At 43.6% G+C, this 26100-nt stretch carries 17 protein-coding genes; 5 read left to right on the forward strand and 12 right to left on the reverse strand.

Annotated elements, in window-relative coordinates; all coding sequences use genetic code 11:
* Positions 1-43: 43 nt before the first annotated feature.
* Genes LLH06_RS10805 through LLH06_RS10815 form a run of 3 tightly spaced genes read right to left on the reverse strand, consistent with a single transcriptional unit; the run spans position 44 to position 4411 of the window.
* The gene (locus tag LLH06_RS10805; RefSeq protein WP_228169305.1) at positions 44-1348 is read right to left on the reverse strand and encodes an HlyD family efflux transporter periplasmic adaptor subunit; all 1305 of its coding nucleotides are present in this window, start codon (positions 1346-1348) and stop codon (positions 44-46) included.
* A gap of 4 nt (positions 1349-1352) precedes the next feature.
* A complete protein-coding gene (locus tag LLH06_RS10810) occupies positions 1353-3527 on the reverse strand; it encodes a peptidase domain-containing ABC transporter (protein ID WP_228169306.1) in 2175 nt (724 codons plus the stop codon).
* A 41-nt stretch (positions 3528-3568) separates the two neighbouring features.
* Positions 3569-4411, reverse strand: coding sequence for a DUF6625 family protein (locus LLH06_RS10815; RefSeq protein WP_228169307.1), 843 nt, complete (start codon positions 4409-4411; stop codon positions 3569-3571).
* Positions 4412-4745: 334 nt separating this feature from the next.
* Here LLH06_RS10815 and LLH06_RS10820 point away from each other — a divergent pair, with 334 nt between their 5' ends.
* Positions 4746-6584, forward strand: coding sequence for a hypothetical protein (locus LLH06_RS10820; protein WP_228169308.1), 1839 nt, complete (start codon positions 4746-4748; stop codon positions 6582-6584).
* Positions 6585-6588: 4 nt separating this feature from the next.
* Positions 6589-7305 carry a glycosyltransferase gene (locus tag LLH06_RS10825; RefSeq protein ID WP_228169309.1) on the forward strand — a complete coding sequence of 239 codons (717 nt, stop codon included), beginning with the start codon at positions 6589-6591 and terminating at the stop codon, positions 7303-7305.
* Positions 7306-7307: 2 nt separating this feature from the next.
* Here the strand turns inward: LLH06_RS10825 and LLH06_RS10830 are convergent, their stop codons facing one another.
* The 8 genes from LLH06_RS10830 to LLH06_RS10865 all read right to left on the reverse strand — a co-directional run bounded on the left by LLH06_RS10830 (position 7308) and on the right by LLH06_RS10865 (position 21248).
* Positions 7308-8333: a hypothetical protein gene (locus tag LLH06_RS10830; RefSeq protein ID WP_228169310.1), complete on the reverse strand. Its 1026-nt coding sequence runs from the start codon at positions 8331-8333 to the stop codon at positions 7308-7310.
* A gap of 232 nt (positions 8334-8565) precedes the next feature.
* Positions 8566-9852, reverse strand: coding sequence for a redoxin domain-containing protein (locus LLH06_RS10835; RefSeq protein WP_228169311.1), 1287 nt, complete (start codon positions 9850-9852; stop codon positions 8566-8568).
* Positions 9853-10839: 987 nt separating this feature from the next.
* A complete protein-coding gene (locus LLH06_RS10840) occupies positions 10840-11319 on the reverse strand; it encodes a hypothetical protein (protein WP_228169312.1) in 480 nt (159 codons plus the stop codon).
* Positions 11320-11417: 98 nt separating this feature from the next.
* Positions 11418-12632 carry a glycoside hydrolase family 88 protein gene (locus LLH06_RS10845; RefSeq protein ID WP_228173284.1) on the reverse strand — a complete coding sequence of 405 codons (1215 nt, stop codon included), beginning with the start codon at positions 12630-12632 and terminating at the stop codon, positions 11418-11420.
* Positions 12633-12668: 36 nt separating this feature from the next.
* Complete coding sequence (locus LLH06_RS10850) at positions 12669-13757, reverse strand: alginate lyase family protein (protein WP_228169313.1); 1089 nt, start codon at positions 13755-13757, stop codon at positions 12669-12671.
* 10 nt (positions 13758-13767) lie between these two features.
* Entirely contained in the window at positions 13768-16023 is a 2256-nt protein-coding gene (gene bglX / locus LLH06_RS10855; RefSeq protein WP_228169314.1) for a beta-glucosidase BglX, read from the reverse strand.
* Positions 16024-16134: 111 nt separating this feature from the next.
* A complete protein-coding gene (locus LLH06_RS10860; protein WP_228169315.1) occupies positions 16135-18015 on the reverse strand; it encodes a RagB/SusD family nutrient uptake outer membrane protein in 1881 nt (626 codons plus the stop codon).
* A gap of 23 nt (positions 18016-18038) precedes the next feature.
* Positions 18039-21248, reverse strand: a complete 3210-nt coding sequence (locus tag LLH06_RS10865) for a SusC/RagA family TonB-linked outer membrane protein (protein ID WP_228169316.1) — start codon at positions 21246-21248, stop codon at positions 18039-18041.
* An 844-nt stretch (positions 21249-22092) separates the two neighbouring features.
* Between LLH06_RS10865 and LLH06_RS10870 the strand changes: the two genes are divergently transcribed.
* The 3 genes from LLH06_RS10870 to LLH06_RS10880 all read left to right on the forward strand — a co-directional run bounded on the left by LLH06_RS10870 (position 22093) and on the right by LLH06_RS10880 (position 23557).
* Positions 22093-22266: a hypothetical protein gene (locus tag LLH06_RS10870; RefSeq protein ID WP_228169317.1), complete on the forward strand. Its 174-nt coding sequence runs from the start codon at positions 22093-22095 to the stop codon at positions 22264-22266.
* Between the two features lie 390 nt (positions 22267-22656).
* Positions 22657-22995 carry an RNA recognition motif domain-containing protein gene (locus tag LLH06_RS10875; protein ID WP_228169318.1) on the forward strand — a complete coding sequence of 113 codons (339 nt, stop codon included), beginning with the start codon at positions 22657-22659 and terminating at the stop codon, positions 22993-22995.
* 349 nt (positions 22996-23344) lie between these two features.
* Positions 23345-23557 (forward strand): hypothetical protein, encoded by a 213-nt coding sequence (locus LLH06_RS10880; protein ID WP_228169319.1) that lies wholly within the window; start codon positions 23345-23347, stop codon positions 23555-23557.
* On the opposite strand, the gene LLH06_RS10885 is transcribed toward LLH06_RS10880, so the two are convergent.
* Entirely contained in the window at positions 23554-25947 is a 2394-nt protein-coding gene (locus LLH06_RS10885) for a UvrD-helicase domain-containing protein (protein WP_228169320.1), read from the reverse strand. The genes LLH06_RS10880 and LLH06_RS10885 overlap by 4 nt on opposite strands.
* Positions 25948-26100: the final 153 nt, after the last annotated feature.

A 26100-nucleotide genomic window follows, 5' to 3' on the forward strand; every position in this document is an offset into this window, starting at 1 on the left:
GAGCGATTAGATAAGGTGTCTATTTTGTCTTCTTTCATTCACTTCATTGATCTTGAGTGACCCGGAGTATGTTGCGATAGATTCGTTGAAAGACGGAGGCTTTCTCAGTGATGATCTGAGCGTCAGCAAGCATTCCTTGCTTTAAAGATATCGGCTTATGGGAATCACTAACGTTGGAATTGATCAGTTGGACCTTGGACAGGAATATACTATCCTTGTAAGGAACATCACTAATAGTGCTAATTTTCCCCACTAGTTGCCCGTATTCTTCGAATGGATAACCTTTCAATCTTATTAAGACGGTTTGCTCTACTTTGATCTTCCCTATGTTGTCATGCGGTACATACATTTCTCCGAAATAATCAGCATTTCCTGGATTTATGTAGAACACTTCTTGGCTCGCATGCAATACTTGATTCTGTTGTATGATCCCAGCGAATGACACTTTTCCTGATTGTGATGCTGTCAACAGATACTTGCTTTTCCAATCTTCAGCAGCACTGATAAGACTATTTAAAGCTTGTAGAAATTTTTGCTTTTCGTCCCTTGCCTCATTTTCCAATTCGAGCATTTCTTTTTCTTTACCTGCATAATCATTTTCCAGAGTGAGGATCGTTGCATTGGTTTGGATCAAAGGGTTTTGTTTTAATATATAACGGCTTTCGGCCGCTCTTAGCTCCGCCTTCGTTTCTGCCCCATCATCATTCAACTTTTGATTCATCTGATATTCATCGTGAGCAAGTTTAAGATCACGTTCCGCCAAATGTTTCTGCAACGTCAACTCCTGACGTCGCTGGCTGATGTTTGATAAGCTCATTTGAATGTACGCTTTTCTTTTTTGATAGATCCCGCTATGAAGCATAGATTCATAATCTATTAAACTTTGTGTAAAAGTTTGATAAGCGTTTTGTATTTCGCCAACGGAAAAATTCCTATCTCGAGTACCACCAAGAAAAACTGCTAAGTCCACCTCAGATAAGGTCGAACTTTTCAATTTGTACAGACGCGCAAGCAACGATAAGACATCGTTATGATTGGCCGTACTTTCTAGGTAACCTAAAGGTTGACCTGACATGACCATTTGATTTTCGTGGACAAGTAGCGTATTTAATTTCGCTGTTAATTTAGTCACCACCGCCTTTGGTGCATCAGCAGAAATAATCTTAAGTTGCGTTTTGACCACTTCTGGGAATTGAATCCTGGTCGCTAAGACCAGAAGCATTATAAGTACACCGGCATATATCATTATACCCCACCGTAACAACCATGGTGATTCAGCACCTATGATATCCTGTACTTCTTCTGAATGACGATCTTGTCGATCAGAACTATTATTCCATATCGGCATTGTTTTACTCTCCTAATTCCAATTGATTCTTTACAAGCTGGTAATACTCCCCTTTTGCAGCAGATAATGTCTGATGAGTTCCTTGTTCGACGACAACTCCACTTTTCATTAGAATGATGTTATCAGCATGGCTAACGGTGCTTAATCGATGTGCGACAACGACGACCGTACGGCCCTCGAAGAACCTTTGAAGATTTTGAATGATCACTTTTTCGTTATTGGCGTCTAAGGAATTGGTCGCTTCATCGAAGAATATATATTGAGGATTCTTATAAACAGCACGGGCGATCAAAATGCGCTGCTTTTGCCCCTGACTTATGCCATTACCTTCTGAGCCGATCTTGGTGTTTAGCCCTAGTGGTAAACCATCGATCAAGTCTTGAACATTTGCTATCTTAATAGCATGTTGTAACTGCTCTTTATCTGGATATTCATCACCAACAGTGATATTACGTGCGATCGTGTCCGAAAAGATAAAGCCATCCTGCATGACCACTCCACACTCTTGACGCCAGGTCTTAAAGCTGATCTTGTTTAAGGGCATTCCTCCAACGGTTATGTTTCCTTTTTCAAACTCATAAAAGCGAAGAAGGAGTTTTAAAAGCGATGTTTTGCCACTGCCGCTCATTCCTACTATTGCAGTGGTCTTACCTTGAGGAATATCAAGTGTGATATTTCTAATGACAGGGTCATTACCTATGCCAGGATATCGAAAGATCAAATTAGATATTTTGATACTTTTATCTTCAGGCAATGTATGTTCATAATCCACTTCGGCAGGTTCTTCATCTTTGATCTGGTGTATTTCGTTCAAACGCTCTAAACTTATTTTCGAATCTTGGAAACCCTGCATAAAAGAAAGAAGCTGTTGAATGGGACTGTTTAATTGTCCTAAAATATATTGCAGTGCTACGAGGCCACCTAGTGTCAAACTGCCATGTATCACAGCTTTGGCGCCTAAGTAGGTTATTATCAAATTGGCGCCCTCATTGATAAGGGTAGACCCTCCTTGTTGGAATTGGCTAAGGGCTAATACTTTGATCTTATACTTAAAAATCCGGGCTTGTATGTGTTCCCAATCCCATCTCTTTTGACGCTCGCAATTGTTCAATTTGATTTCTTGCATGCCACTTACTAGCTGTACAATCATGCTCTGACTGGAGGATTCAATCCCAAAGCTTTTATAGTCAAGAACTCTTCTCTGCCTAAGAAAAATAGTTATCCACAATAGATATAAACCACTACTTATCAAATAAACAAAAAATATAGTTCCATTTAATCGCGCAAGCACGATCGAGAAGACTGCTAAATTAAATACAGAAAATATTGCGTTTAATGCAATACCTGTTAAGAAGGTCTCGATACGCTTTTGATCATTCATTCTCTGCATGATATCTCCCGTCATCTTGACATCGAAAAAACTTATTGGTAGCTTCATAAGCTTTATCAGAAAGTCGGTCAGGATAGATATATTGATCCTTGTACTAATATGCAATAGAATCCATGATCTGATGAATTCAATACTCACTCTCCCTACAATCAATGCTGTCTGCGCGATCAGCACGACACTAATAAAGCTGATATCCTTTGTGTTAATGCCTACGTCAACGACCGACTGTGTTAAAAAGGGAACAGCCAGTTGCAGTAAGCTTCCAATCGCCAAGCCTAGGAATATTTGCGTAATCAGTTTACGATAACTCTTTAAATAATAGAAGAGAAATGACCACTTTATTTTCTCATTAACCTCCTCATCGCCAGCATAGAACATCGGAGTTGGTGTCAAAATCAATGCTACTCCCGTTTCGTCTTCGGTAAGCCAGTTAGACTTGAATTCTGACTCATTCAAGGTTAGAATTGTATCTGCTGGATCTGCTATTCTATACCGTTTATTGTTGGATCTTAATAGGACAACGAAATGGGATTGTCGCCAATGTAAGATGATAGGCCCTTTTATCTCCGACAGTTGATGCAATTTTAATTTAACCCCCAAAGATTTAAATCCTATTTTCTCAGCTCCGTCGCTCAACCCAAGCATTGATACGCCGTTTTTTGAAATCCCGCATTTTAACCTTAAGGTTTGTAGGGTGTAGTTCATGCCATAGAACTTTGCGATCATGCGCAGACAGGTAGGACCACAATCCATTTGGTCTGGTTGTCTGTAATATTTGAAACGAGCCATTTTAAACTACTTAACTAAAGGATATTGAGGTTATAAGGCAATCAGTTGATCTTGCCAGTAGAACGATAGATTTTGGTAGGAGTAATTCGAAATCTATCAGGGACGCTGACCCACTTACGCTTTGGAAGGTAAATTTTTTTGAGACGGATCAAATGGTATAACAACACGTCATACTTCCCTCTATAAAGTAATTTGCCTTCTTCCCAGATCAGTCTCCCTGGATTGCCTTCAATAATGTGTAGGTCGAAGTACGCTCTTATTTGACCGCTTGCTTCCATTTTCTTGACAACATGCATCATACTTTCGATCTCTGTAGCAACTTCGAAGTAAGGCATTCCATCAGTGAATTTCTCATGGGCAAAGTTAGTCTCATCAAAACAATAGTGTTTATCGCTAGTGAATACTAACTCGTAATCTTTGCTATTTTCAAAAAGACGGTTTATTGATGATATATTTTTGAATATAAGGAAACAACCAGGAATCCAATCCGGACGGACACTAATAACATCATATGTAGACAGGACCTCAGGAGTGATAAAATCACGTATAGAGCCATAAATTAGATCAATGTCACTGTGTGCCCAGTAATCATATCCGTTTATCAGGTCGGAAAATATAATTCCGTAAGCTGGTTTAAAATCACACATTTTGTAAGCCTGCTTGATGCTGATCGGCAGCCGCAACTTTTCTGAAGCAAGCTCGCTTACATCAGCTAATGTTTTGTAAATGAGCTTAACATTTTCAGGAACAGTATCAGAAAAAGAATGATCGTCGGTGACAATGAAAAAGGTCACAGTTGGGTTAAATCCGCAAGAGTGTACATAATACCGAAAATACCATGGAAGTGGTCCAAAATAACAAGAAATGACGGCAAGGCTTTTCATTAAAATCAGTTTACTATTGGCATCTTATAAAGCATAAACAAAATAGCTATTTTCTGAACCATTACAACCATTTACATGGAAAAAGCTTTGTTGCTTGATAGCGAAGGTCAAGTCAGCTGCATGAGGTCATCGAATAATAGAGAATTAAGTGAAGAGCTTTGTAATTCCGCTGTTGATAACGTCCAGAAATTGAAGTGGCCTAACTTACTTTAAAGTATGACGTAAGGCCACTTTAATTCCACTTTTTTCGATTAGTTTAGCTTATCAGTATTGATGGGATCTTTAATCAAAGCTGAATCAGTAATTAGAGCGCAAACCAATTCAAAACTTTCCTATGGCGACTCAGGATGACATAGATGCAACCCTAAACATTTTCCCAAGAAAGTTGATCGGAAATAAGCGGTTCAACAATTCATTAAAGGCACGGAATGCTCATTTGCTCGGAAAGCGTTTACTTGGCAATACAGCTGTTAGGGACGATGACATCAATGCAAATATACTTATCAGCATGCAGAACGACTTAAACAAGGAGTCTTCGGTACATTTCTATATTGATCATTTACAAGCGTTGTACTCTTTGCAAGCCGTTTCCCTATCGGAGATACTGATTTTCCGCCTTAATTTAGAACATGAATTTAAGTCATCGAGAAGCCCGGTAAAACTTTACATAAATACACTTATATACGCCGTTCGGCGTATGAAGAAAAATTCAGGTAGCAAAGAGAAAAATTCAGATCAGAAGCTAACTCAAACGTTATTTCTTACGTATGCGAACCTGTGTCTATACGATGTAACCACACAAATTCAATATCTGTCCGAACTCAACATTTGGATATCACTTTTACTGAATTGCCTAAGCTCTTTCGAAGGGGCGCACACAAGTAGAGCGCTTAAAAAAAGTTCGTCAGTTTTAAAGCTCTTGTCTTTCACACATTACCTATTTGTTGAGATCTCTAATTATTTCAAAAATCCAACTTTTTTGATGGTAAGTGACTATATCGATTCATTTGGTCAGAATGATCTAGAAAGAGCCGGGGTAGTACATGACCGGAAAGGCACAACAAATTTTGACGAAATATTCGACCAATGTCAACTGTTTCTCTTTAGTCAAGTAAATCAATTTCGCAAGATTCTCCGGCAAACCACAAGCGATAAAACCCGTCAAATATTAAGATTGATCAACGAATGGTACTTGTTTGAGGCAAGTGCACAAGCAAAGGAAAGTAGTGACCATAAGATATTTTGGTTGATGATGTACGAACTGTTTTTTAACCACGTGTTGTCATCCATAGTTCATCTTGAAAGTATCAACGTGCGGTTGATCCAAAGAAAGCTTAAAATTGTTCTCGTCCGTTTGAAAGCGGATTTTACTCAAATTAGTGTGCAAACGACCAGCGTTTTAGATCCTTCCTTGTACAATCATCGGATCCCCACTTTCAATGATCCAAATACAGAATCACTTGACCTGGAAAAATTTCCAATTATTAATATGACATCACAACTACTTGTCATTCGTATCTTAACGATACCTTTTGGCAGGTCAATTACCGTATTGAACGAGGTGAGGCAAGAATTATTAAAAACTTGGCTGTCAACGATGAAAGGGCGATCAATTAAGGCCGCCATAACGGATTTTGTGAAATTTTTTAACATTGAATTGCGGGCATCATCTATAGAGGAAGCACAACTGCGATCCGTATTTAAATTAGAACTCGCGAAATACAAACTAGGTTCAAAATTGAATATATGTGAAATCAGCGAAGTAAGTTGTGGCGAATATGTAGAAAAGGTCAATTACCTCTTAGACGACCTGGAGCGCCTTAGTGATTGTAAACTTTGCCTATCAAAGAATATAAAGGTGTTAAAGGTGTTCTGGTGTGATTCTGCCAAAGTATGGACCTTTACATTCGCAGCCAAATGGGTCAGGCACAACAGAACTCATGTCGTGATTAACTACCAAGCTATGACAAATGAAGTTCAAGAATTTGAGATCGACGAGTTTAAGTACATATTGTTAAGATTTTTTAGAAGTACTCGTAAAGGTGCAGACGCGCTTATTCATATGCTTGAAAGGATTCACTTTGACGAATCAGAGTTGGTGTCAGCTCAGAAAGCTATTTTGACCAATATTGCGCACATGATCGCCATGAAAATAATTGTAATTGTCGAATGATCATATGAAACGAATCTCCTTCTGCATAACCTGTTTAAATAGGTTTCATCAAGTTTCGAAAACGTTACCTAAAAACTTATTAGACAATATCGATAAGCGTGACATTGTGGAATTTATTTTGATTGACTTCAATAGTACCGACGGCCTTAAAAGCTGGATCGAAGAAGATTTTAGTGAGTTTATGAAAGATGGTTATTTGAAGTTTTATCACACAGATCTGTTAAAAAGCTGGGACTGTTCTATAGCCAAAAACACTGCACACTTGCACGCTACCGGAGATATCGTCGTCAATTTGGATTGTGACAATTACACAGGACCTTCTGGAGGCTTGTTTGTATTAGACCAGTTTGAACGATATGGAGAAAATATAATTCTGCATCAATCAAGTAGTGAACCACTGGATGGATCATTCGGCAGGATTGGATTGGCTAAAAGATATTTTGAGGCAGTTGGCGGATATGATCAATCATTTGATCCTATGGGCTATCAAGACATTGACCTTATCCATAGACTTCAAATTTTTGGATTGAACTATATCTCGCAGCCGGCTAATTTATATAACCAAGCGATACCGAACACTAAAGAAGACAGTGTAAAAAACGCAAAATCATCCAAAAATTATTATAAAATGACGTTAGCGAATATGCGGATATCTAAAAGGAAAATAGACCGCGGAGAAATCATTGCTAACAAAGGACAATATGGTATCCTGATCAAATAAGATCAGTATGAATATGATCCTTTATTCTTAAACAAATTATCAAAGCCTAAAACATCATCATTGAAACTGCTGAAATAATCTCTAATATTGCTAAAATCGCCTTCTATCATTGAATAAAACATTAGATCTTTAAATTGACCTATATCTCCGGCCGTAAATTCATCTAGAAATGCATAATATCGTGACCACACGTATTGATAGGTATTGTTTATCGTACCGATATATTCCTTCTCCAAATCATCGCAATCTGCCGGTGGCACCTGAGGGGGAACGTATGATGTCGAAGTGATCTCATCAAGAATTATTTTCTCAAACGCAGTAGCACATTCTATCTTGATTTTTGTCTCATCAATCACCTCTTTGATAACCGTTTTACAAAAATCATCTGTAACCCCTTCCATGACCAAACCTAAATTTCTGGTTGTTTTACTTTCTGAACCATCTAAATTAGCAAATGAATCCCCATTCTCATGTTTCAGATTGAAGCCAAATTGTACTCGGTGAATACTGTCCTTAATGCTTTTGGCTTGATGACGATCAAAACGAAATTTATAACTTGAAAACGTGTTAAAATGAATTGAATCGTGAAAATAGGACCTCAACAGTTCAAGTGTGGTGATGTTTATGTTATACTTTTTCTTAACATAAGACCCAAGTAATGAACCAACGGAGACCTGCTCAATGTTATAATATGTCTGATATTTTGAATAAAAGCCACCAAAGTTAGTCACTGAATCTTCAGGTGTAACGCTTAGTTTATCGAGTCCAATGAATGCTCGGTCTATTGGAAAAAATTCGTAGTTTTCAACACTATCATCTAGTTTAGCATAAAATGCTTCCACGCCTTTGTGAAACAGCGCGACATTTATCCTTTCCCTTAAGACTGGGTCTGAAAAAAATTTAGATAGTGGAACATATCTTATATCACTAAACTTTTCCTCAATTATATTAAAATGAAAGAGCCTTAAAACGTTTATATAATACTTAAGTTCCCTTTTTTGAACCGGATTTCCTAAAAAAATTTCCATATAGTAGTATATTAATTGAATGATTAAAAACGTTTGGAATTCGGAATGAACTATCAAACATGAATTGTTCAGAACGAGTTGATGGGGCAATATGCTTCACTATCAAGCTTAACGAATTCAACTCAATGAGCAGATTTGTTAAGCTATAGAATAGAAAGCAGTTGATCAAAATCTGACAATCATTCGCCTTATTGTTGTTACACTATACATCATCAAATGTAATGTGTTGCACTTACCGATTCTTTGCTAACTCGACCATGGTGGTCAAATCCTCGGCCATTTGATCGGTGGAACCAGAATAACCATTCTCCGTGAAACAAATTTTGCCGTGTTTGTCAATGATGATCCGAGTGGGTATACTTTCTACTCGAAAAGCATTGGCCACCAAATTTTGCTTGTTCGTCTTAGGATCTTGTTTGTCGAAATATACATCGAAATTGAATTTTGAATCAGAAATATACTTCATCGCTAGTTCTTTGTAGTTATTAGCATTCTCCCAAGTATCAATAAACATAAACTGAACCGTACTGTCGTCCTTATAACGATCGACCACACGCTGCGACGCCGGGAAGGATTCTTTACAAGGAGTGCACCAAGTGGCCCAGAAATCTATGATTATGGTCTTACCTTTCAAACTTGTCAACGATACGACATTACCATTACTGTCCTTCAATGTGAACGATGGGGCTTGCTTGTTCGTCATTTCAGCTCGCAAGCGTTCCCTGATTTTTACTTGGATCAATTTATTTATGTCATTCAAGTATATCTCATAGCCATTTTCACTACCATGGATTTTAACGTAATTGTCTTTCATGGTCTGCATCAAGTCCTCAGTCCGGTACCCTGCGTCAAAAACCTTATTGATAACGGACATTGATTGTTTCGCGTCACCTAATGCAGATAAGATTTTTGCATAAAGTTCATAAACGTCAGGATTAAAAGACGGTCGCTCAATGTAAAGTGGTTTTAACAATTTCTCTGCCTCCTCATATTTATCTTGTCTGTATAATATCAAGGCTAATCTTGTCTTGTAGCGCACCACTTTTTCATTGATCTGTTTATTCCACTGGCCATCAGTTAAGGTCACTGGCTTGTAACTGGATGGATTTTTAGCTATCTCACCAATAAGTTGAACCATTGATGTAGCTGGCTTTTCTGCAAATGCTGCCATACGCTTATTTGCCGTAAAATGACTTGTCATCTTGTCAAATTCTTCAGCCAACGCCAATTTATTCCGAATGGTTTCAACATAGTGTTGATATCTTTCTAAACTATCCTTTTGCAGATAGTTGATCGCAAGAATTCGCCTCATGTCATCATAATTGACTTCTTTAGCTGCAGAAGAGCCTTCAGGTGCTACCTTTAGTAAGCTGTTGAAGATATTTACCTTATCATCTAAATTTTTTGATTCATAAAAACTTTTAACAAGATTCGCCGGAGGCAAGCTAGTCTCAATTATTTGACTATAACCCTGTAACGTGCTAAAAAAGATGAGAAAAAAAACTGTGAACTTTTTCATAGAAGGAAATGGTTATTTAAAACTGGCTATTAATGTATTCGAGAGATGATCAAATAGATAAGAACATTTCTCACCTAAGACGTTATAATTCTCTAACCAATTCATCAGGGCTGAAACAGTGGTCTCCGAATCATCTAAACCAAATATAATTGGATTATACTATAATTCCTATCGTTGGGGTTAATAGAATCTTGACAAGTTAGTCGACTAACCTAAAGTTCACAAGATCTTTATGGCCTTATTTACAACGCTCCAGACTCATTGATCCTTTAAAGTTATAAGTAATTTTGATCAGTCCGGACTATTTATTTAAGTCATTTATGACCGCTTAGTTATGATATCTTTAACTGGAAAATTAATTTAGCTCTCCAAATTAAGCATTTTGATATTTGTTAATGAAAGAAAGCGATTTGAACTGTATTGACAAATTATCACGTTAAGCAGCACGTCCTATATGTTATCGCCGCCAAATACAAGAACTTTACTGGGAGCATTCGGTCATTAGGTGTAACATCTATTTAAATTTCTACAATTGACTGTTTGTGCGCTATAGGATATTAGGCCTGTATTATAAATTTTTGTGAGTTACGTTAACTGCGTGACTTGTTATGGGTCAAGGTAGTAGGCATAAGTCTCGGCATATTAGATAACGGCTTTCTGAATTAGTAACCCCTATTTATACACCTTGACTTCAACATTTTCTATCAGACAATGAACTTTGTAAGGCTAATCATTATCAGGTAAACTTCGCCATTCAACCTTGTTACCTTCTATTGACTCAAGTATCGACTGTGGGACGTAACTTTGTCACTTCTAAATCTACATGCGCCTAGTATCTATCACTGATTGACAAAATCGAAAGGTCAAATCGTGAAATTAAGCTCAACTGTAAGTGTTTAAGCTTTAAACATGACTTTGTTATACAGATAAAAATTTTTAAATATCCCAATAGGTGTCCATCATTAAGAATTGATCATGCAGATCAGTTCACACTTTTTTTTGCCGTTTCACGTTATTGGGTGACACTAAAAATGTTAACCAATTTTGATATGACATAATTTGATGAGCAGACCTTTTCGATTTCAATAACCTATTTATTTTTTGAGAATAAAATAAACAAGTATTCTGCCGAACGTTAAGCCTTCGTGATAGCTCATATGAGCTAATTTTACCTTTAGTTACATAAAGCAACATTACTAACTGGAACGCAACAGGAAGCGATATTTTACAGTTTTCAAACACTGTTCCACGTTGAGCTGACTCGATATATCCACATTTTGTACAGCGCCGGCTGTAGGGTGAATTTCCGCCACAATATAAAGTGTATTCACAGCGTCTGCAACTGTATCCTGTTTGTGCCCATTTAAGTCCTGCCAATAATTCCATGCAGGCTGAATCATCAGAGAGTATCTTTCCAATCTCATCAAATTCATTGGCTATTTGCAATGACGTATCGTTCATTTTCATATCAGTTGCCTAATATCGTACCATTTGAATGCTTTAACTTTATCTATACTTTCTTTTATTTAAGCACCAGCTTGAAAGCATTGTCCTAATGTCAGTGCTTAATTAACAATTTGCCAAGTTAATACTGGTTTACCTTTTTCCAAGCGGTCCTGACGCAGCAGTGCTTCGAGGTAGTAATAGTCGGCGTAGCTGATGGGCACATCGATCTCGCTGTTGGCCGGTTTGTGGCCGGTGCTGTGCAGCAATATAAAGCCCTGGCTTTCGCCTGGTTTGGCCTGATAGTTCTTGCTCAGGCTATTGGTCATCTCGTCGGCCATTTTGCGGTATTGTTTGCCGTTCTTGCTGTAAGTGCTCAACTCATAAAAGGCCGAGGCCATGATCGCTGCTGCCGAAGCATCACGTGGTGCGTTCGGGATATCGGGCGCGTTAAAGTCCCAGTATGGCACCTTGTCGGCCGGCATGTTGGGGTTGGTCATGATGAATTTAGCTATCGCTTCAGCCTGCTTCAGGTACCTGAGATCTTTGGTCTCGCGGTAGCATAAGGTGTAACCGTACAATCCCCAGCCTTGTCCCCTTGCCCAGGCCGATGCATCGGCGTAACCCTGGTGGGTCTGTTTGTGTACCGCAGCGCCTGTTTCCGGATCATAATCGATCACGTGGTACGAGCTAAAGTCAGGGCGGAAGTGGTTCTTCATGGTGGTGTTGGCATGCTTGATGGCAATGTTACGGAACGAGGTATCGCCCGACAGCTTGCTGGCCTCGAACAGCAGTTCCAGGTTCATCATGTTATCGATGATCACCGGGTAAGGCCATTCTTTGCGCCCGTCCCATGATTTGATCGCGCCTACTTTAGGGTTGAAACGGGTGCTCAAGGTTTTAGCCGCCTGGATGATCACATCCTTGTAGTGGGCATCCTTGGTCAAACGGTAACCGTTGCCTACGCTGCAATAGATCTTGAAACCTACGTCGTGGGTTCCCTTGTCAAATTGTTCCGGCTCGATGAAAGCGGTGTAGGTCTTGGCAGCATCCTTCCATTTTTGATCATGGGTATACTCGAAAAGGTACCACAACTCGCCGGGGAAGAAGCCGCTCACCCAATCACGTGAGGGGATCATGACCAGTTCGCCGGCCGCGTTCAGTGTACGTGGCGATACCACGTTCGGTTTGGTAGCTTTTTCTTTGGCCTGCGGAATCGCTTTGAGCATCACGTCCGTTTGCTTTTCTGCAAATGGGATAGCTTTCTTGGCGTTGTGTTGCGCGCTGGCTGCCGTGACCAGCATGCCGAGCGCTAAGGTTAAATGTATCTTCTTCATCATTTGGTTTGAGTGTCATTATTCTTAAGAGAGCTACTATTTAGCTTTTTGAACGCGGTTGAGCACCAGTTGCCAGTCGAGGTATTGATCGCCCATCACCTGTTTAACGACCTTCACCATCAGCGGATCAAAGTGATCGGCCAGCGATAGTACGATGATACCGTTCTTAGGCTCGAATGGATGACCGGCCACGTAGCCTTTCTCACCGTTTGCGGCACGGTCGCGGTCGAACTTGACCTTACTGTTGGCAAATTCGCCGTGCTTTTTCTCGCCGGTAACGAACGGCAATAGGAACTGCACCGACCGCTGTACCGATGAGCCTGTTGGCGATACAAAAGCATAATAATTCTTACCGCTACCCCGCTGTACGGCGATCATGGCTTTTAGCAATGGCTCGAGGGTGTAAATGTGGTAATGCAAAGCATCGCGCTCGGCAAAGTCATAGCTGGAACCGTCCTCGTACAGGTTCTGTACCAGTTGCTGTTCGACCAGCTTGTTCACCGTATCACGATAGCGGTCGGCGTGAATGGCGTACACCACCTGCGCGATCACCTTGATCCGATGCGAGTTCCAGTTGTTCTTGGCGGTCGACTTATCGGGTCTGGCGAAGGGGCTGTTGATCTCGGCCACGGCTATGCTTTCCATCCAGGTATCGATCAGCTTGCGGTCGGCCTTACTTATCTGATCACGGATAAGGTCATAGCCGGTAAAGAATTCTTCCAGCTTGGTCTCATCGATCGGGTCGCCGTTGGGCTTGTTCACTTTGGCCCAGGCCAGCAGGTAATCAATGGCCTTTTTGAGATAGTCGCGGTTATCATAAAGCCTTGAGCAAAGCGCCAGGGCATATACCTTTGGTCCGTCCTCCACTGCCTTAAGGCTCGCCGTTTTGACAGGATCGCCCATGAGTAGTCCTTGTGAGTGTACCAAGGCCACCGGACCGGGTGTTTCGGCCAATGCTTTACGGGCTGTCTTTTCAAATACCTCGAATTGGCCTTTCACCTGCTGATCGGTATCGATCGCCTGTTTTAACTTTTTAAGCTCACCGGCGGTCAGGCTTACAAATTGTGCCTGGGCCGCAATGGCCATACCTATCAATAGCAGTAGTGGAGCGATAGCTTTTCTCATAAGGTAATTATCATTGGTTGGCGGACCGGTCGGTCAATTCAAAGTTAGTACGTAAGGTGATATGGTCCGAAGAATTTCCGATCATTAATTTGAACTCGCCCGGTTCGGCGGTCCACTTCATTTGCTGATCATAGAACGACAGCATCTCCTTGTTGATCACAAATTTGATCGACTTGCTTTCGCCCGGCTTTAATGATACCTTTTCAAAGCCTTTTAGCTCCTGTACAGGTCGCGTCACGCTGGCCACTATATCCTGCAGGTAAAGCTGTACCACCTCTTCGCCGGCATATTTACCGATATTTTTGAGGTTACAGGTCACGGTGATGGAATCGGTATCTACAAAAGCTTTTTTATCCAGCTTAAGATCACTCAGCTCAAAGGTGGTGTAACTCAAACCATACCCGAACGCATAACGTGGACTGTTGGGCATGTCGAGATAACCTGAACGGTAACTGCCCGCCAGATCGGTCGGAGATGGACGCCCTGTACTTTTGTGGTTATAATACACCGGGATCTGTCCTTCGCTGCGCGGGAAGCTCATGGTCAGTTTACCGGCGGGATCATAATCGCCGAACAATACATCGGCAATGGCATTACCCGCCTCGCTGCCCAACCACCAGGTGTGCAGTATGGCTTTAGCATTATCGGCGATCCAGTTGAAGATCATTGGCCTGCCCGACATGGTCAACACTACCACCGGCTTGCCCGTGGCTTGTACGGCCTTCACCAGTTCTTCCTGCACGCCCGGTATGTGGATATTAGCCTTGCTTTTGGCTTCGCCGCTCATATCGTAAGCCTCGCCAACGGCCATGATCACCACATCGGCTTGTTTGGCAGTAGCAACTGCCTCGGCAAAACCCGATTTTGAGGTATCGGTGATCCCGCAGCCTTTGGCGTATAATAACCTGGTATTTTTACCCAGTTTGTTCTCCAAACCTTCGTAAACCGATACCAATTTGTCATTATCCCACTTGACCGACCAAAAGCCCATCATATCGATATTCGACTTACCCAACGGGCCGATCACGGCTATGGTCTTGGTGTTCTTGGATAAAGGCAGCAGTTGACCGTCGTTCTTCAACAGCACGATGCTACGCTTGGCCACATCACGTGCTTTGGCGCGGTTGGCATAACTGTTCAACTCTTTTTTCTCACGCGCCTCATTGCTGAAACGGTAAGGATCATCAAAAAGCCCAAGCTCAAATTTTTTACGCAGGATGCGGCGTACGGCATCATCGATGATGGCCACGTCCACCTTTTTATCATTAACCAGTTTGACCAAGCTGGTGATGTATGCACGGCCTTCCATGTCCATATCGCTGCCGGCCTTAATGGCTATCTCGGCGGCCTGGGCAGGGTCTTTGGCGAACCCATGTGGGATCATCTCTTTGATAGAGCCCCAATCGCTCACCACGAAACCGGTGAAGCCCCATTTGCCTTTTAAGATGTCGCGCTGCAAGTAGCTGTTGCCGGTGGCGGGTATGCCATTCAGATCATTGAACGAGTTCATGAAGGTGGCGGCACCTGCATCCAGTGCGGCCTTGAACGGTGGCAGGTAGGTCTCCCACAACGTTCGGTCGCCCATTTCGACGGAGTTATAATCGCGGCCGCCAATGGCAGCGCCGTATGCGGCAAAGTGTTTCACGCAAGCCATTACGGCATCCAGGTCACCCAGTTGTTTGCCCTGGAAGCCTTTCACCCGCGCCTTGGCGATCATTGAGCCGAGGTAAGTGTCCTCACCTGCTCCTTCCATCACCCTGCCCCAGCGTGGGTCGCGGGCAATATCAACCATTGGGGCGAATGTCCAGTGTATACCTGCCGCGGCCGATTCTGCAGCGGCCACCCGGGCCGATGTCTCGATTGCCTTCATATCCCATGACGAAGCTTCGGCCAATGGTATGGGGAAAGTGACGCGGTAACCGTGTATCACATCCAGCCCGAAAAGCAGCGGTATCTTTAACCTCGAACGCATGGCCAGTTCCTGTACCATGCGGGTATCCTTTGCGCCACGCACATTCAGCATCGAGCCAACTTTGCCGGTCTTTATATCTTCATACTTGCTCGAATTCTCGGTGAGCGGACCGGTAGCCAAACGGTCGCTGGTATACTGATTCAATTGGCCTACCTTTTCTTCAAGGGTCATTTGAGCCAGCAACTGGTTCAACCGCTCGTCCACCGAGCGTGTGTTGGCCGGCCTGGCCTTCTGCGCTATGGCGCCGTAATTTATTCCCGAAAAAACAAGGGCAAGCAATATTTTTTTATGCATATATCTCATTAATAAGTATTGCCGTGCGGTTTTACCCACACGGCAACACAAGGTTCAGGTCGGGCATCATTCAGATAACCAAAGGTCACACATCAATTCTATGTTGGTCCGTTATTGCACGATCTTATCTAATGGTGCCACGTTAAGCTCAGCACCTGCATAACCTTTGTTCTGGTTGATGCGGCCGGTGATATTAAGATCGATCTCGCGTTGCGGTATCGGCCATAGCACGTGATATGGCGATATCGTATAACGATTGCCTGAGTTGGTCACCACATTTGGGTTTTTATAGAAATCATTTTTCTCCATCACCCTATCGTACATAAAGTTATTGGTCGAGAAAGTTGCGATGTTGTAGGTTTTACCGTTATAGGCAGGTATACCTGTTTGTGCGAATATGTAGGCCATACGGGTAAGCTCTGTTTTACGAGGCTCTTCCCAGTATAACTCACGCTGACGCTCATCCAGTATGGTACCGATGTTCACCGAACCTGCGTCAGTTAACAACTGCGCTTGGGCACGTACTCTGACCTGATTAAGGTCAGCCATGGCCAGTGATGTTTGTCCTTTCCAAACGTAGGCTTCAGCACGTAGCAGGTAGGTCTCGGCCAAACGGAACACATACCAGTCGGTATTAGTACCACGCGGCGGGGACCAGTTCTTGTCAGATGCGAATTGGCTTGAACCAATGAATACCTTATAGTGCGGCCAACTGAACCATGCACGGATGGTATCACGTGGACCGTTAACGAATCGAGAGGCAACATTGTCAGCGGTATATTGCTCCAGCTTTTTACCGTACCAGTTAGGATCAGCGTTGGTACCGCTTTTAAGGCCTGGATTGTTATACACTAGGTCGGTCATATTGATCCAGTTACCCGGTGCATGGCGCAGGTCAGTATTATCGGTCCAGATGTACTTGGTAGCATATGGCGTACCACGTAGACGGCCGATACCACGACCATACAGCAAGGTCAACGGGGTCTCGGCGGTGATCGCATCCGACATGCCCGGCTTTCTTAGACCCGGAGTAAGAATAGTACCGTTATGCCACATCGGGCAGCAGTTACGCATTACTTGTGATCCGTTAGGGGTAGCACCTTCCAGGTTCTCTCGATCAAGCACGACGTACAAGGCTTCGGTATTTGCACCGGCAGCTTTATTCTCTGGGCGATGAAGATCCCAGATCACATTCTTGGTAGCATCTGCACCATTCACGCCAAAGCGGCCGGTCATTAACTTGTATGGGCCGTTGATAGCCACGTTGCAAGCTGCGATGGCTTCATCGAATAAGCCCAGGGCCAGATCCACTTTAGCCAGTAAGTGAGCGGCAGCACCTTTGGAAACGGTCCCTTTAGGGTTGGAATCATTCAGGTTGGCCACAGCAAAATCAAGATCTTCTTTCATCTTACGCAAGATGACAATGCGCTGGGTCGAGAAATAGCCGTTGTTGATCTGCTTCTCTTCTTTCAATACCAGCGGCACATCACCGAACTCGTGTACCAAACGGTAGTAACGGTAGGCACGGTGGAAATATGCTGTTGCAAGCGTTTGGTTACGGGCCGCAGGTGTCGGCCAGGTCGCGTTATCGATACGGCTAATGATCACGTTCGCATCTTTGATACCGTTATACCAGGCGTACCAGTAACGAGCGATCTTATTGAAATCATCGCTATCCAGATTAGCCGTTGGTGTGATACTGGCATTCAAATTTTGGGCGGGCGTTGTCTTATCGGTGGTACCCTCGACCGCAGCATCGGTGAATAACGACTCTGTCAATAGCGGGGCGGAATCACCAAAGAACTCAAAACGTACGCTCGCGTTGAGCGCGTTAAGTGCGTTCGCAAATGCCACTGGTGATGTCAAGGTAACATCAGGCGTAAATTTAGAAGGTGCCTCGGGCACCAATTCACTGCGTTTGGTACAACCTGCGGCCACAAATACCGCGGCAATGGCAATACCTGCTACTATATTTTTGTTAAGATTTTTCATATTTCACAAATCTTCTGATCCGGTTAAAAATTCAAGTTAAAGCCAGCTGCAAAAAATCTTGGAGTTGGACCATCGTTCTGCGGGTCCCAGAATTGCCATCCGGTCATCACATACGGGTTGGTGGCATTAATGAACACTTTAGCGTTCTGAACGCCCAGGCGTTTACAGATGTCCTGAGGAATGGTATAACCTAATGATACGTTCTGGATACGCACGAACGATGCTTTGCGCCATACGTTCACGGTAGTACCAGACTGCCCAGAGCTTAAGCGGGCATAATCATTGATCGGGTTATCAGGCGTCCAGTATGGTTGTACATATGAGTTCATACGCAGGAAACCAACGCTACCCGGGTTGTTACGCGCTTGATTATATTGTCTTAATTGTCCGATGTTCGAGATCAACATTAAAGAGAAGTCGAAATTCTGAAGGAAGTTGATGTCGTTACGGAATGACCAAGTGAATTTAGGACTCTCAGAACCCAGGAACTGTTTGTCGTTGTTGTCCCAGCGCTGGTCGCCGTTCACGTCCTCCAATTTGAAGTCACCAGGGCGCAATCCGATACCGGTTTTGGCGTTGATCGCCGCGATCTCAGTTGCATCACTTTGTTGCCATACGCCGAGTATTTTGTAATCCCAAACGGCATTGATATCATGGCCTATGAACCATCCGTTACCGATGTCATCATTCTCACGGGTGATGGCGTTGCCGTTAGCATCAGTGGTCTGATACTCGCCATAGAGGTGTTTGATCTTATTACGGTTAAGGAAGAACGTTCCGGTAGCGCTCCAATTAAAGTTACGGCTCTTGATGATCTTGCCATCCAAGGAGACCTCGATACCTTTATTATTCACTTCACCGATATTCGTAGACACTCTAGAGTTGGCATTACTTCCACCGATCTGAATGTTGTTGGCATTGTTGTAGCCTTGTACCCAAGGCAACTCTTGTCTTACCAGCAGGTCAGTGGTGTTCCGGTTATAAACATCGATACTACCACTTAAACGGTTGTTCAACACCGTGAAGTCCAAACCGACGTTCGTACCTACGGTACGCTCCCATTTCAGTTGCTGGTTTTGCAAGGTAGCAACATAGATAGCTGTATTATTGGTGACCGTACCGCTTCCGTCCTGCGTCGGATACCGGTTAATGTTCATGGTCGCTAAGGCCAGCGACGGATCAGCCGTTCCAGATGGAAAACGGTTACCGTTAGCGCCATAGGTCACACGCAGTTTACCATAATTTAGCCATTTGAGGCCATCCTTTTTCATAAAGCCCTCATCACTAAATACCCAGGCAACAGCGCCAGATGGATAATAGCCATAAGGATTATTCAAGCCGAAGACGGAGAAGCCGTCTCGACGAAAAGTACCGGTCAAGATGTAACGACCTTTGAAGGTGTAGTTCAGACGTCCCATCAGGCCGCTCGCATTGTAAACACGATCATCGCTGCTTTCGACCGGTAAGGTACCGGCACCGATATTGTGATAGCCCAGAACATCAGTTGGGCTGAACTGGCTGTTGTTGGTACGTGTATACCAGGTATTATATTTCTCCTTGTTCAAAAGTGCGGTGACATCGAAATTGTGTTGACCGAAGGTTTTGTTCCAGGTCAGAATGTTGTCCAGGTTATAGCGGTAACGGTTCTCCATGGAGCGGTAAGCGGTACCACTCAGGTTGTTAACGGCGATCTCGTTAGGGTTACGACCAGGACGGAAAAAAAAGTCACGGTACGATTCGATCTGAGGAGAAAAGTTAAGATTATATTTGATACCAAAAGGCAGATCCACACGAGCGAAAAGGTTCGAGAACAACACGTTCTGAATGTTCACGTTATCGTTATATACCATACCCAGGAAAGGGTTACGTTGGTTGAGACCACTATCATCAGTAGCGATACGGCGTAACGAACCATCGGCATTGTACAGGTCACCATAAGGCGATGAATTGATGATCTGCGTCCAATCGGCCTCATGGCGGTCAATAGCACCAAGGTTGAACGGATTATTGTCGGTGGTCAGACCGCTTTCGTCGCGGCTTGAGAACTGGCTATTAGCACCGATCGTCAGGAACTTGGCCACTTTGCCTTCAAGGTTGACCCTGATACGTCCGTCCCTGAAATAACCACCATTGATGAGGTTTTGGTTCTTGGTATAGTTGCCTGAGAAATAGTACTTGACGGTTTCGCTGGCCCCTGACAAACTCGCTGTGTAATCCTGGCGGATACCGTTACGGAAGATCAGCTTCGACCAATCGGTCACTTTGCCATTTTTATAGTTATTGATCTCATTATTAAACAAGCCCAGGCGAGTCAACCAAACTGTGGTAGGGTCACCTGTCGAGGAACCCATGAACTGAGCCAGGGAAACACCGTCAGGAAGGGCATTAGGGTTGCTATAGAAATAATAAGGGTTATTGGTATTAGCACTCCTTGCAGCGTCAGCACGCCAGTTCAGGAAGTCCTCGCCTTGGTAGAACTTCTGGTTCTTAGCTAATTGAGCGATACCAAAGTTGGCGTTCAGGGTGATACGAGGTGCGCCGTTGCGCCCTTTTTTGGTAGTGATCGCCACTACACCTCCAGCAGACTGAGCACCATAGACCGCTAATGCACTTGGATCGCGTAATACGTCTATACGATCGATATCATTGGGGTTGATGTCGGCCAATTGACCGAAGTAGATCACACCATCCAACACGATCAGCGGCTGCACGTTGCCTGACAAACTCGCTTTACCACGTACCTGCAGATCGCCGGTACCACCGCCTTTAGCCGACGTATTGAAGGCAACTGATACACCAGGTATGTTCCCCCTGATAATATCGGTAACACTGGTCGGGTTCTCGTTCTCTAGCCTGTCGGCTTTGATACTTGAAATAGCACCTGTAACGTCCTTTACGGCACGGGTACCGTAACCGACCACCACCACGTCGTTCAGGTTATTGGCAGTGGGCATAAGTTTGATATCAATGTTCCTATCGGCACCAACGGTGATGATTTGATTCACAAAACCCACGTAGGTGTATGTGATGCTTGCGCCTTGGGGAGCGTTGATAGAGTAATTGCCGTTAACATCGGTCTGTGTAGCGGTGTTACCACCGGAGACCTTGATGGTCACGCCTGCTAGTGGAAGACCGGTATTGTCAAAGACCTTTCCCTTTATAGGGGTCTGAGCAAATACCGAAGTAATGCTGGTCAGTACAAATAATATGAGATAAGTAATAAGTCTTTTCATATAGTTTTTTTGGTTTAATCATTGGACAATTTTCGAGAGACATGGACCTCGTCCATGACCATCGGTTCATTCAAAAACTCTCTGTTTCATTGATGATCCACGGCAACCTATGCTACTTAGGGCGGTATAAAATCCGTCCAATAGCGGCGTTGTCATGGCTTTAAGATCGGGATGTTGTGTTCGTAAAACTGGTTAGTTGTTACAGAATTTAGGTCTGTTTAGCAAATGTAGGATGAAAAAGACCAGATGCGCAAGTAAAAAATCACGTAACAACTTAATAAACAATTAATTACCAATCCACATGATACGCTTAAGCAACAGGTGAACGATCTGCAGATGTCTGTTTATGAGCTATTAACGATATTCCACTGTTATTTGGTAATACGCTAAAACAACAATAAACTTTTTTTACTTTTTGTGTCAACTAAGGCTTAGAGTGTGATAAAAGAAGCGTTATAGAGAGGTCAGTGAATGGATCTTTACTTACAAATAGACAAGGCCTCACTTTACGATTAAGTGATCAGCGCGATAACTTCACAAATAAGATTGGAAATGAAAGGTAAGACAAGAATCATAGGCAGGCCAAATATCTTGCTGAAGAGACTGTTGAAACCATTTGCACTTGTGGTCCGTGCTCAACTGATTAATGCTTTGTTTAATAGAAGTTGGTCGACCCGAGATACGAACATTCAGCAGGTCTGTAAAGAACGATAATCATTCGTAGCCTCCCTCGGCTCAGCAGGCGTAGATTTGCATCAGGAATCTAGCATCAGTATCCAACATCTATAAGTGAGCCGCTCGATGCATAGCCAGGCGATCGGATACCCCCCCATGACATCGCTCAATGATCAGTTACTCGTCCTACTCGATAATTGCGGTCAAGTATCAAATGAGCATGCACAAAGGTATGGCCAACAAACCCGAACGCTCCAACGAAAACATTTTGCCCATCATCTGCACCGATCATCGCATCCACCAAAGGCGACCGAAGAGCCTTGAGCAGCCCGACCCGGCCTAATGCAATGATGCGAGGTCGGGCGAAGCAGTGGGACGAAGGTCGCTTTTGGAAAACCATTCGCAGCCGCTCTTGGCGCAGCAAAAGTGCGGCCGGTGTAGGTTCCAATCAGGAATAGCAGCGGCATCCTTTCCCTGGAGGGAAAGATACAGCGAATAGCTCGGTCCGCCGGAGATGCCTGGATAAAAACCCTTAAAATGGTGTGGAGAAATTGATGGACCATGATCCGGTGAACGTATCTATAAGACAACAAATAGGTTGCTTACCTTATTCACTGATATTATGAACATTGGATGCAAGATGAGCGCGTGCAGCGAGGGTTTAGGAAAAGACGCGATCACATTTGAACAAACGCGCCTATTTTCCGTATAACGTCGTCAACTTAAATAGACAATGATCAAGATCTTCATCGTCGGTTTTCCCCGGACCATGGACGAACCCGCTATAAAAAGAATATTTGATGAATACGGTGATGTAAATACCGTTACCGTGATCACTGACGAGGAGAGTGGTCAAAGCAAGGGATATGCCTTTGTGGATATGCAGGATGAGGTGGGTGCACTGCTCGCCATCAAGCAACTCCATGGTAGTGAGCTCGAGGGCCGTACCCTGAATGTCCGCCTTGCCGACCGTCCCGCACGCACACGCAGGGAGGAAACACCAGCCTACCAGAAACGTTATGAAAAGGTGGCGCCACCGAGACAACGTCGCCGGCGCAGGAACGCGTCATGATCTTCCCCAGCTATCACTAAAATTCGTTATTGACGGAGGAGATCATCTAAGATCTCAACACGGACATTTTGTATCCTTAAAAAAAGCTTTATATCTTCCATACAAGTTTTTTGAGGGTCTAAGTTCTTGCTTGGTCGAACCAGAAGTGGTCAATGAAAAAATAAAGATACCGGAACGAGCTATATAGAAAAAAGGGTAACGATATGGCAGATGGCACAGGTCCTAGGTAAACGATATTCGACAAAAGATCAAAGTTTAGAGAAAATGAGAATACCGTTCCGCGCATACTAATATTTTTAGTAAATTAGATTTGGTAAGTAATTTATCTTACCTCCTAATTGATCAAACTATGTCTGATAATTTCAGTCATGAACAAACCGTTCGGATCAACTTGGTCTTAAGCAAAACTCAATGCCCCCAACATGGCATAATCCCTCATTTTAAAGATGGCCAGTTAATTGGCTGTGAGAAATGTGAAGATTTTAGTAGAAGATCGATTGATACCGTCTTAAATGCACTGGCTGATGATCTTGGCAATTCAGTTTCAGGATCACTCGCCTAAAGAAGGTTCTCCTGTAATTCCATTACGAATTTGCTTGGGGAAAATTTATTGTAAAGCAGGTAGTTCTGATGCCTTGCTCTGGTGATCGCTACATAGAATACCCTTCGTTCTTCTGCGTTGTCGAACTTATCTCCTTCGTGCAGCAGATAGCTCAACATCGGGTCATCGGCGATCTCAGAAGGGAAACCGTAAGGTCCGGAATCAACATCCAGTAATATCGCATGGTCACAGGTCATCCCTTTTACCTTATGCGCGGTGTGATACTCGATCGCGAGTCCGGGGAAACGTCTTTTGATCGTAATGTAGTTGGTCGGTATATTACGCTGGTAACGACCGATCAGGAATACGGTCGCCTTAGGATCCTGATCGGTTATTGCCGTAAGGATGTTGTTTATATGTTCTTCCTTAATCCTGTTGCGGGCGACCTTATCGCTCCCGTTCAAAGATGAACCATAGAAGCTGAATGATGGCGCTTTGGCCACGTGGTCAGCCTTCAATCGCTTCTTAAGCTGTGATGGGTTCCTTTGGATGAAACGGCTGGAAACATCCAGGATCTGGTCATTAAAGCGGTAGGTCTTTAAGATGGCCGTTTTACTCGTATAGCCGAAATGTTTCTCGAATTCGGTGATGATGGATATGTCGCTGCCCGTGAAGCGGAATATCGATTGCCAATCATCACCGACCGCATAGATCTTCACGCCGGGGTTTTGCTTTCTGACAGCCTTTAATAATTCATATCTTCCTAGCGACATATCCTGGAACTCATCGACCAATATGTACTTATACGATTCAGTGAATCTGCCATTAGCCAAATGCTTCGTGGCATAGATGATCATATCATTAAAGTCGATCGTTCTGGTTCGTTGCAGTTCGCTTTGGTACGCCTTGTACAGATGGCTGAACACCCCAAGGAACACTTTTAGCCGCCGGTCACCTTTTATAGCGGAGAGTTCTTCCGGGGTCTTGCCATTGGACTTCATTAAACCGAGGAATGTGTAGACCAGGTTCATGAATTCTTCATAGTACACATACTTTTTGACCATCTCCAGAAGCTGTTCAGGGCTTCGATGTTTTAACTCCACCCCGGCTTGGGACAGCCGCTTCTTCAGGTTGCTGATCAGAACCCCTTCCTTATTTTCAAAGGAGTAGGTCTTGATGAACTTCGTCTCATACTTTTGATGTATCTCTTCCTTCCAATTGATACCTGCATGATAATACTCGCGCGCAGTGTGGTAAGGCGGTTTGGTATTGAACCATTTGGGCACATCACCGTTACGGTCGATGCCATAATGTTCATGCCATATCTGATGATCGGTCAGGTAAAAGTCGGGCTGGTAGGGGCCACGTGTCGGATCGCGGTCCTCTTCATTCAACGGGAAGTGTTTTTGGTACTCATAGTTCAGACCGAACAGGCAAAAGAAGTTGGCGATCTCCATCTCTTCCTTGCTCTTGACCCTAACCCCGTCAAGGGTAGTATTATCAAAGTTCTTTTCATGTCTGAGGTACTCGTCCTTGCTCTCATAGCCGAACTCATCCCGTTCCGGCCGGGCAAAGAGCGTGATGAAGTTCACAGCCTTTTTTTGAAAGTCGCGGTCGTTCAGAAAGAGGGCATCGAAGCTGGCTTGCAGGAAGGTCTTGGCATACTCAGGCACTCCATCAAAAGCCAGCCTGATCTCGTCCGTTGAACAATGTCGGGTGACCATGTTCCCATACCCATTAAAGGTCTTGACCTGCAACTGGTCAGCACCGGGTATACCTTCACAAAAACGCATCGACCTTTGATACATTTCGGTCACCGCATTATTCGTAAATGAGATGACCAGCAACTCTTGCGGTGTCGCTAGTTTCTTCTCGAGCAGGTAAGCGACCTTCCCTGATATGGTCGTCGTTTTCCCGGTGCCTGCACCGGCGATCACCAGGTTATTGTCCTCGTCCCGGATGATCGCGTCGATCTGCTCATCTGACAATGGATATGGCTCCAGCCGGTCAAAAAGATAAGCGAACTTTTCTCGCTCTTTAATGACAAATTCGTCATTATAGGTCCTACGGATCGAGGCGGCATGATCGTATAAATATATAAAACTCCTGATGACCAGCATCTGCTCTTCTTCCAGTCCGACCTTTTCGAATTCTGGATGAATGGCGTTACGCAGATTTAGGTATCTGTTGAGGTATCTTTGCTCGTCATAATAGGCAAAGTAGCGGTCAAAGTTCACCAGTGAATTGAAAACGATATCAGCCTGCCCGAGGTCACCTATCAGTGCTAAAAGCTTTGGCCGGATCTTCTTTTCGAACAGCCATCTTTTGTAAAGGAACCAGATACCTACGACCGATAAGACCAGGAGCATGGTCTTGATGATCCGGGTGGTATCATAGCGTCTGACTGACATAGCGAATAGCGGCTTGTGGGTTAAGGTTTTAAATGCGCAATAAAGTGAACTTTTGTCGTTTTCGCAAACAGATAGCATTGAGCAGGCACATTGCATAGCCTCGCACCGCCGTAAACAGACCAAAGGGTCATCATCCGCATCCTATCCCCCCTT

The organism is Mucilaginibacter daejeonensis, from assembly GCF_020783335.1.
In the GTDB taxonomy this organism is placed as follows: Bacteria; Bacteroidota; Bacteroidia; order Sphingobacteriales; family Sphingobacteriaceae; genus Mucilaginibacter; species Mucilaginibacter daejeonensis.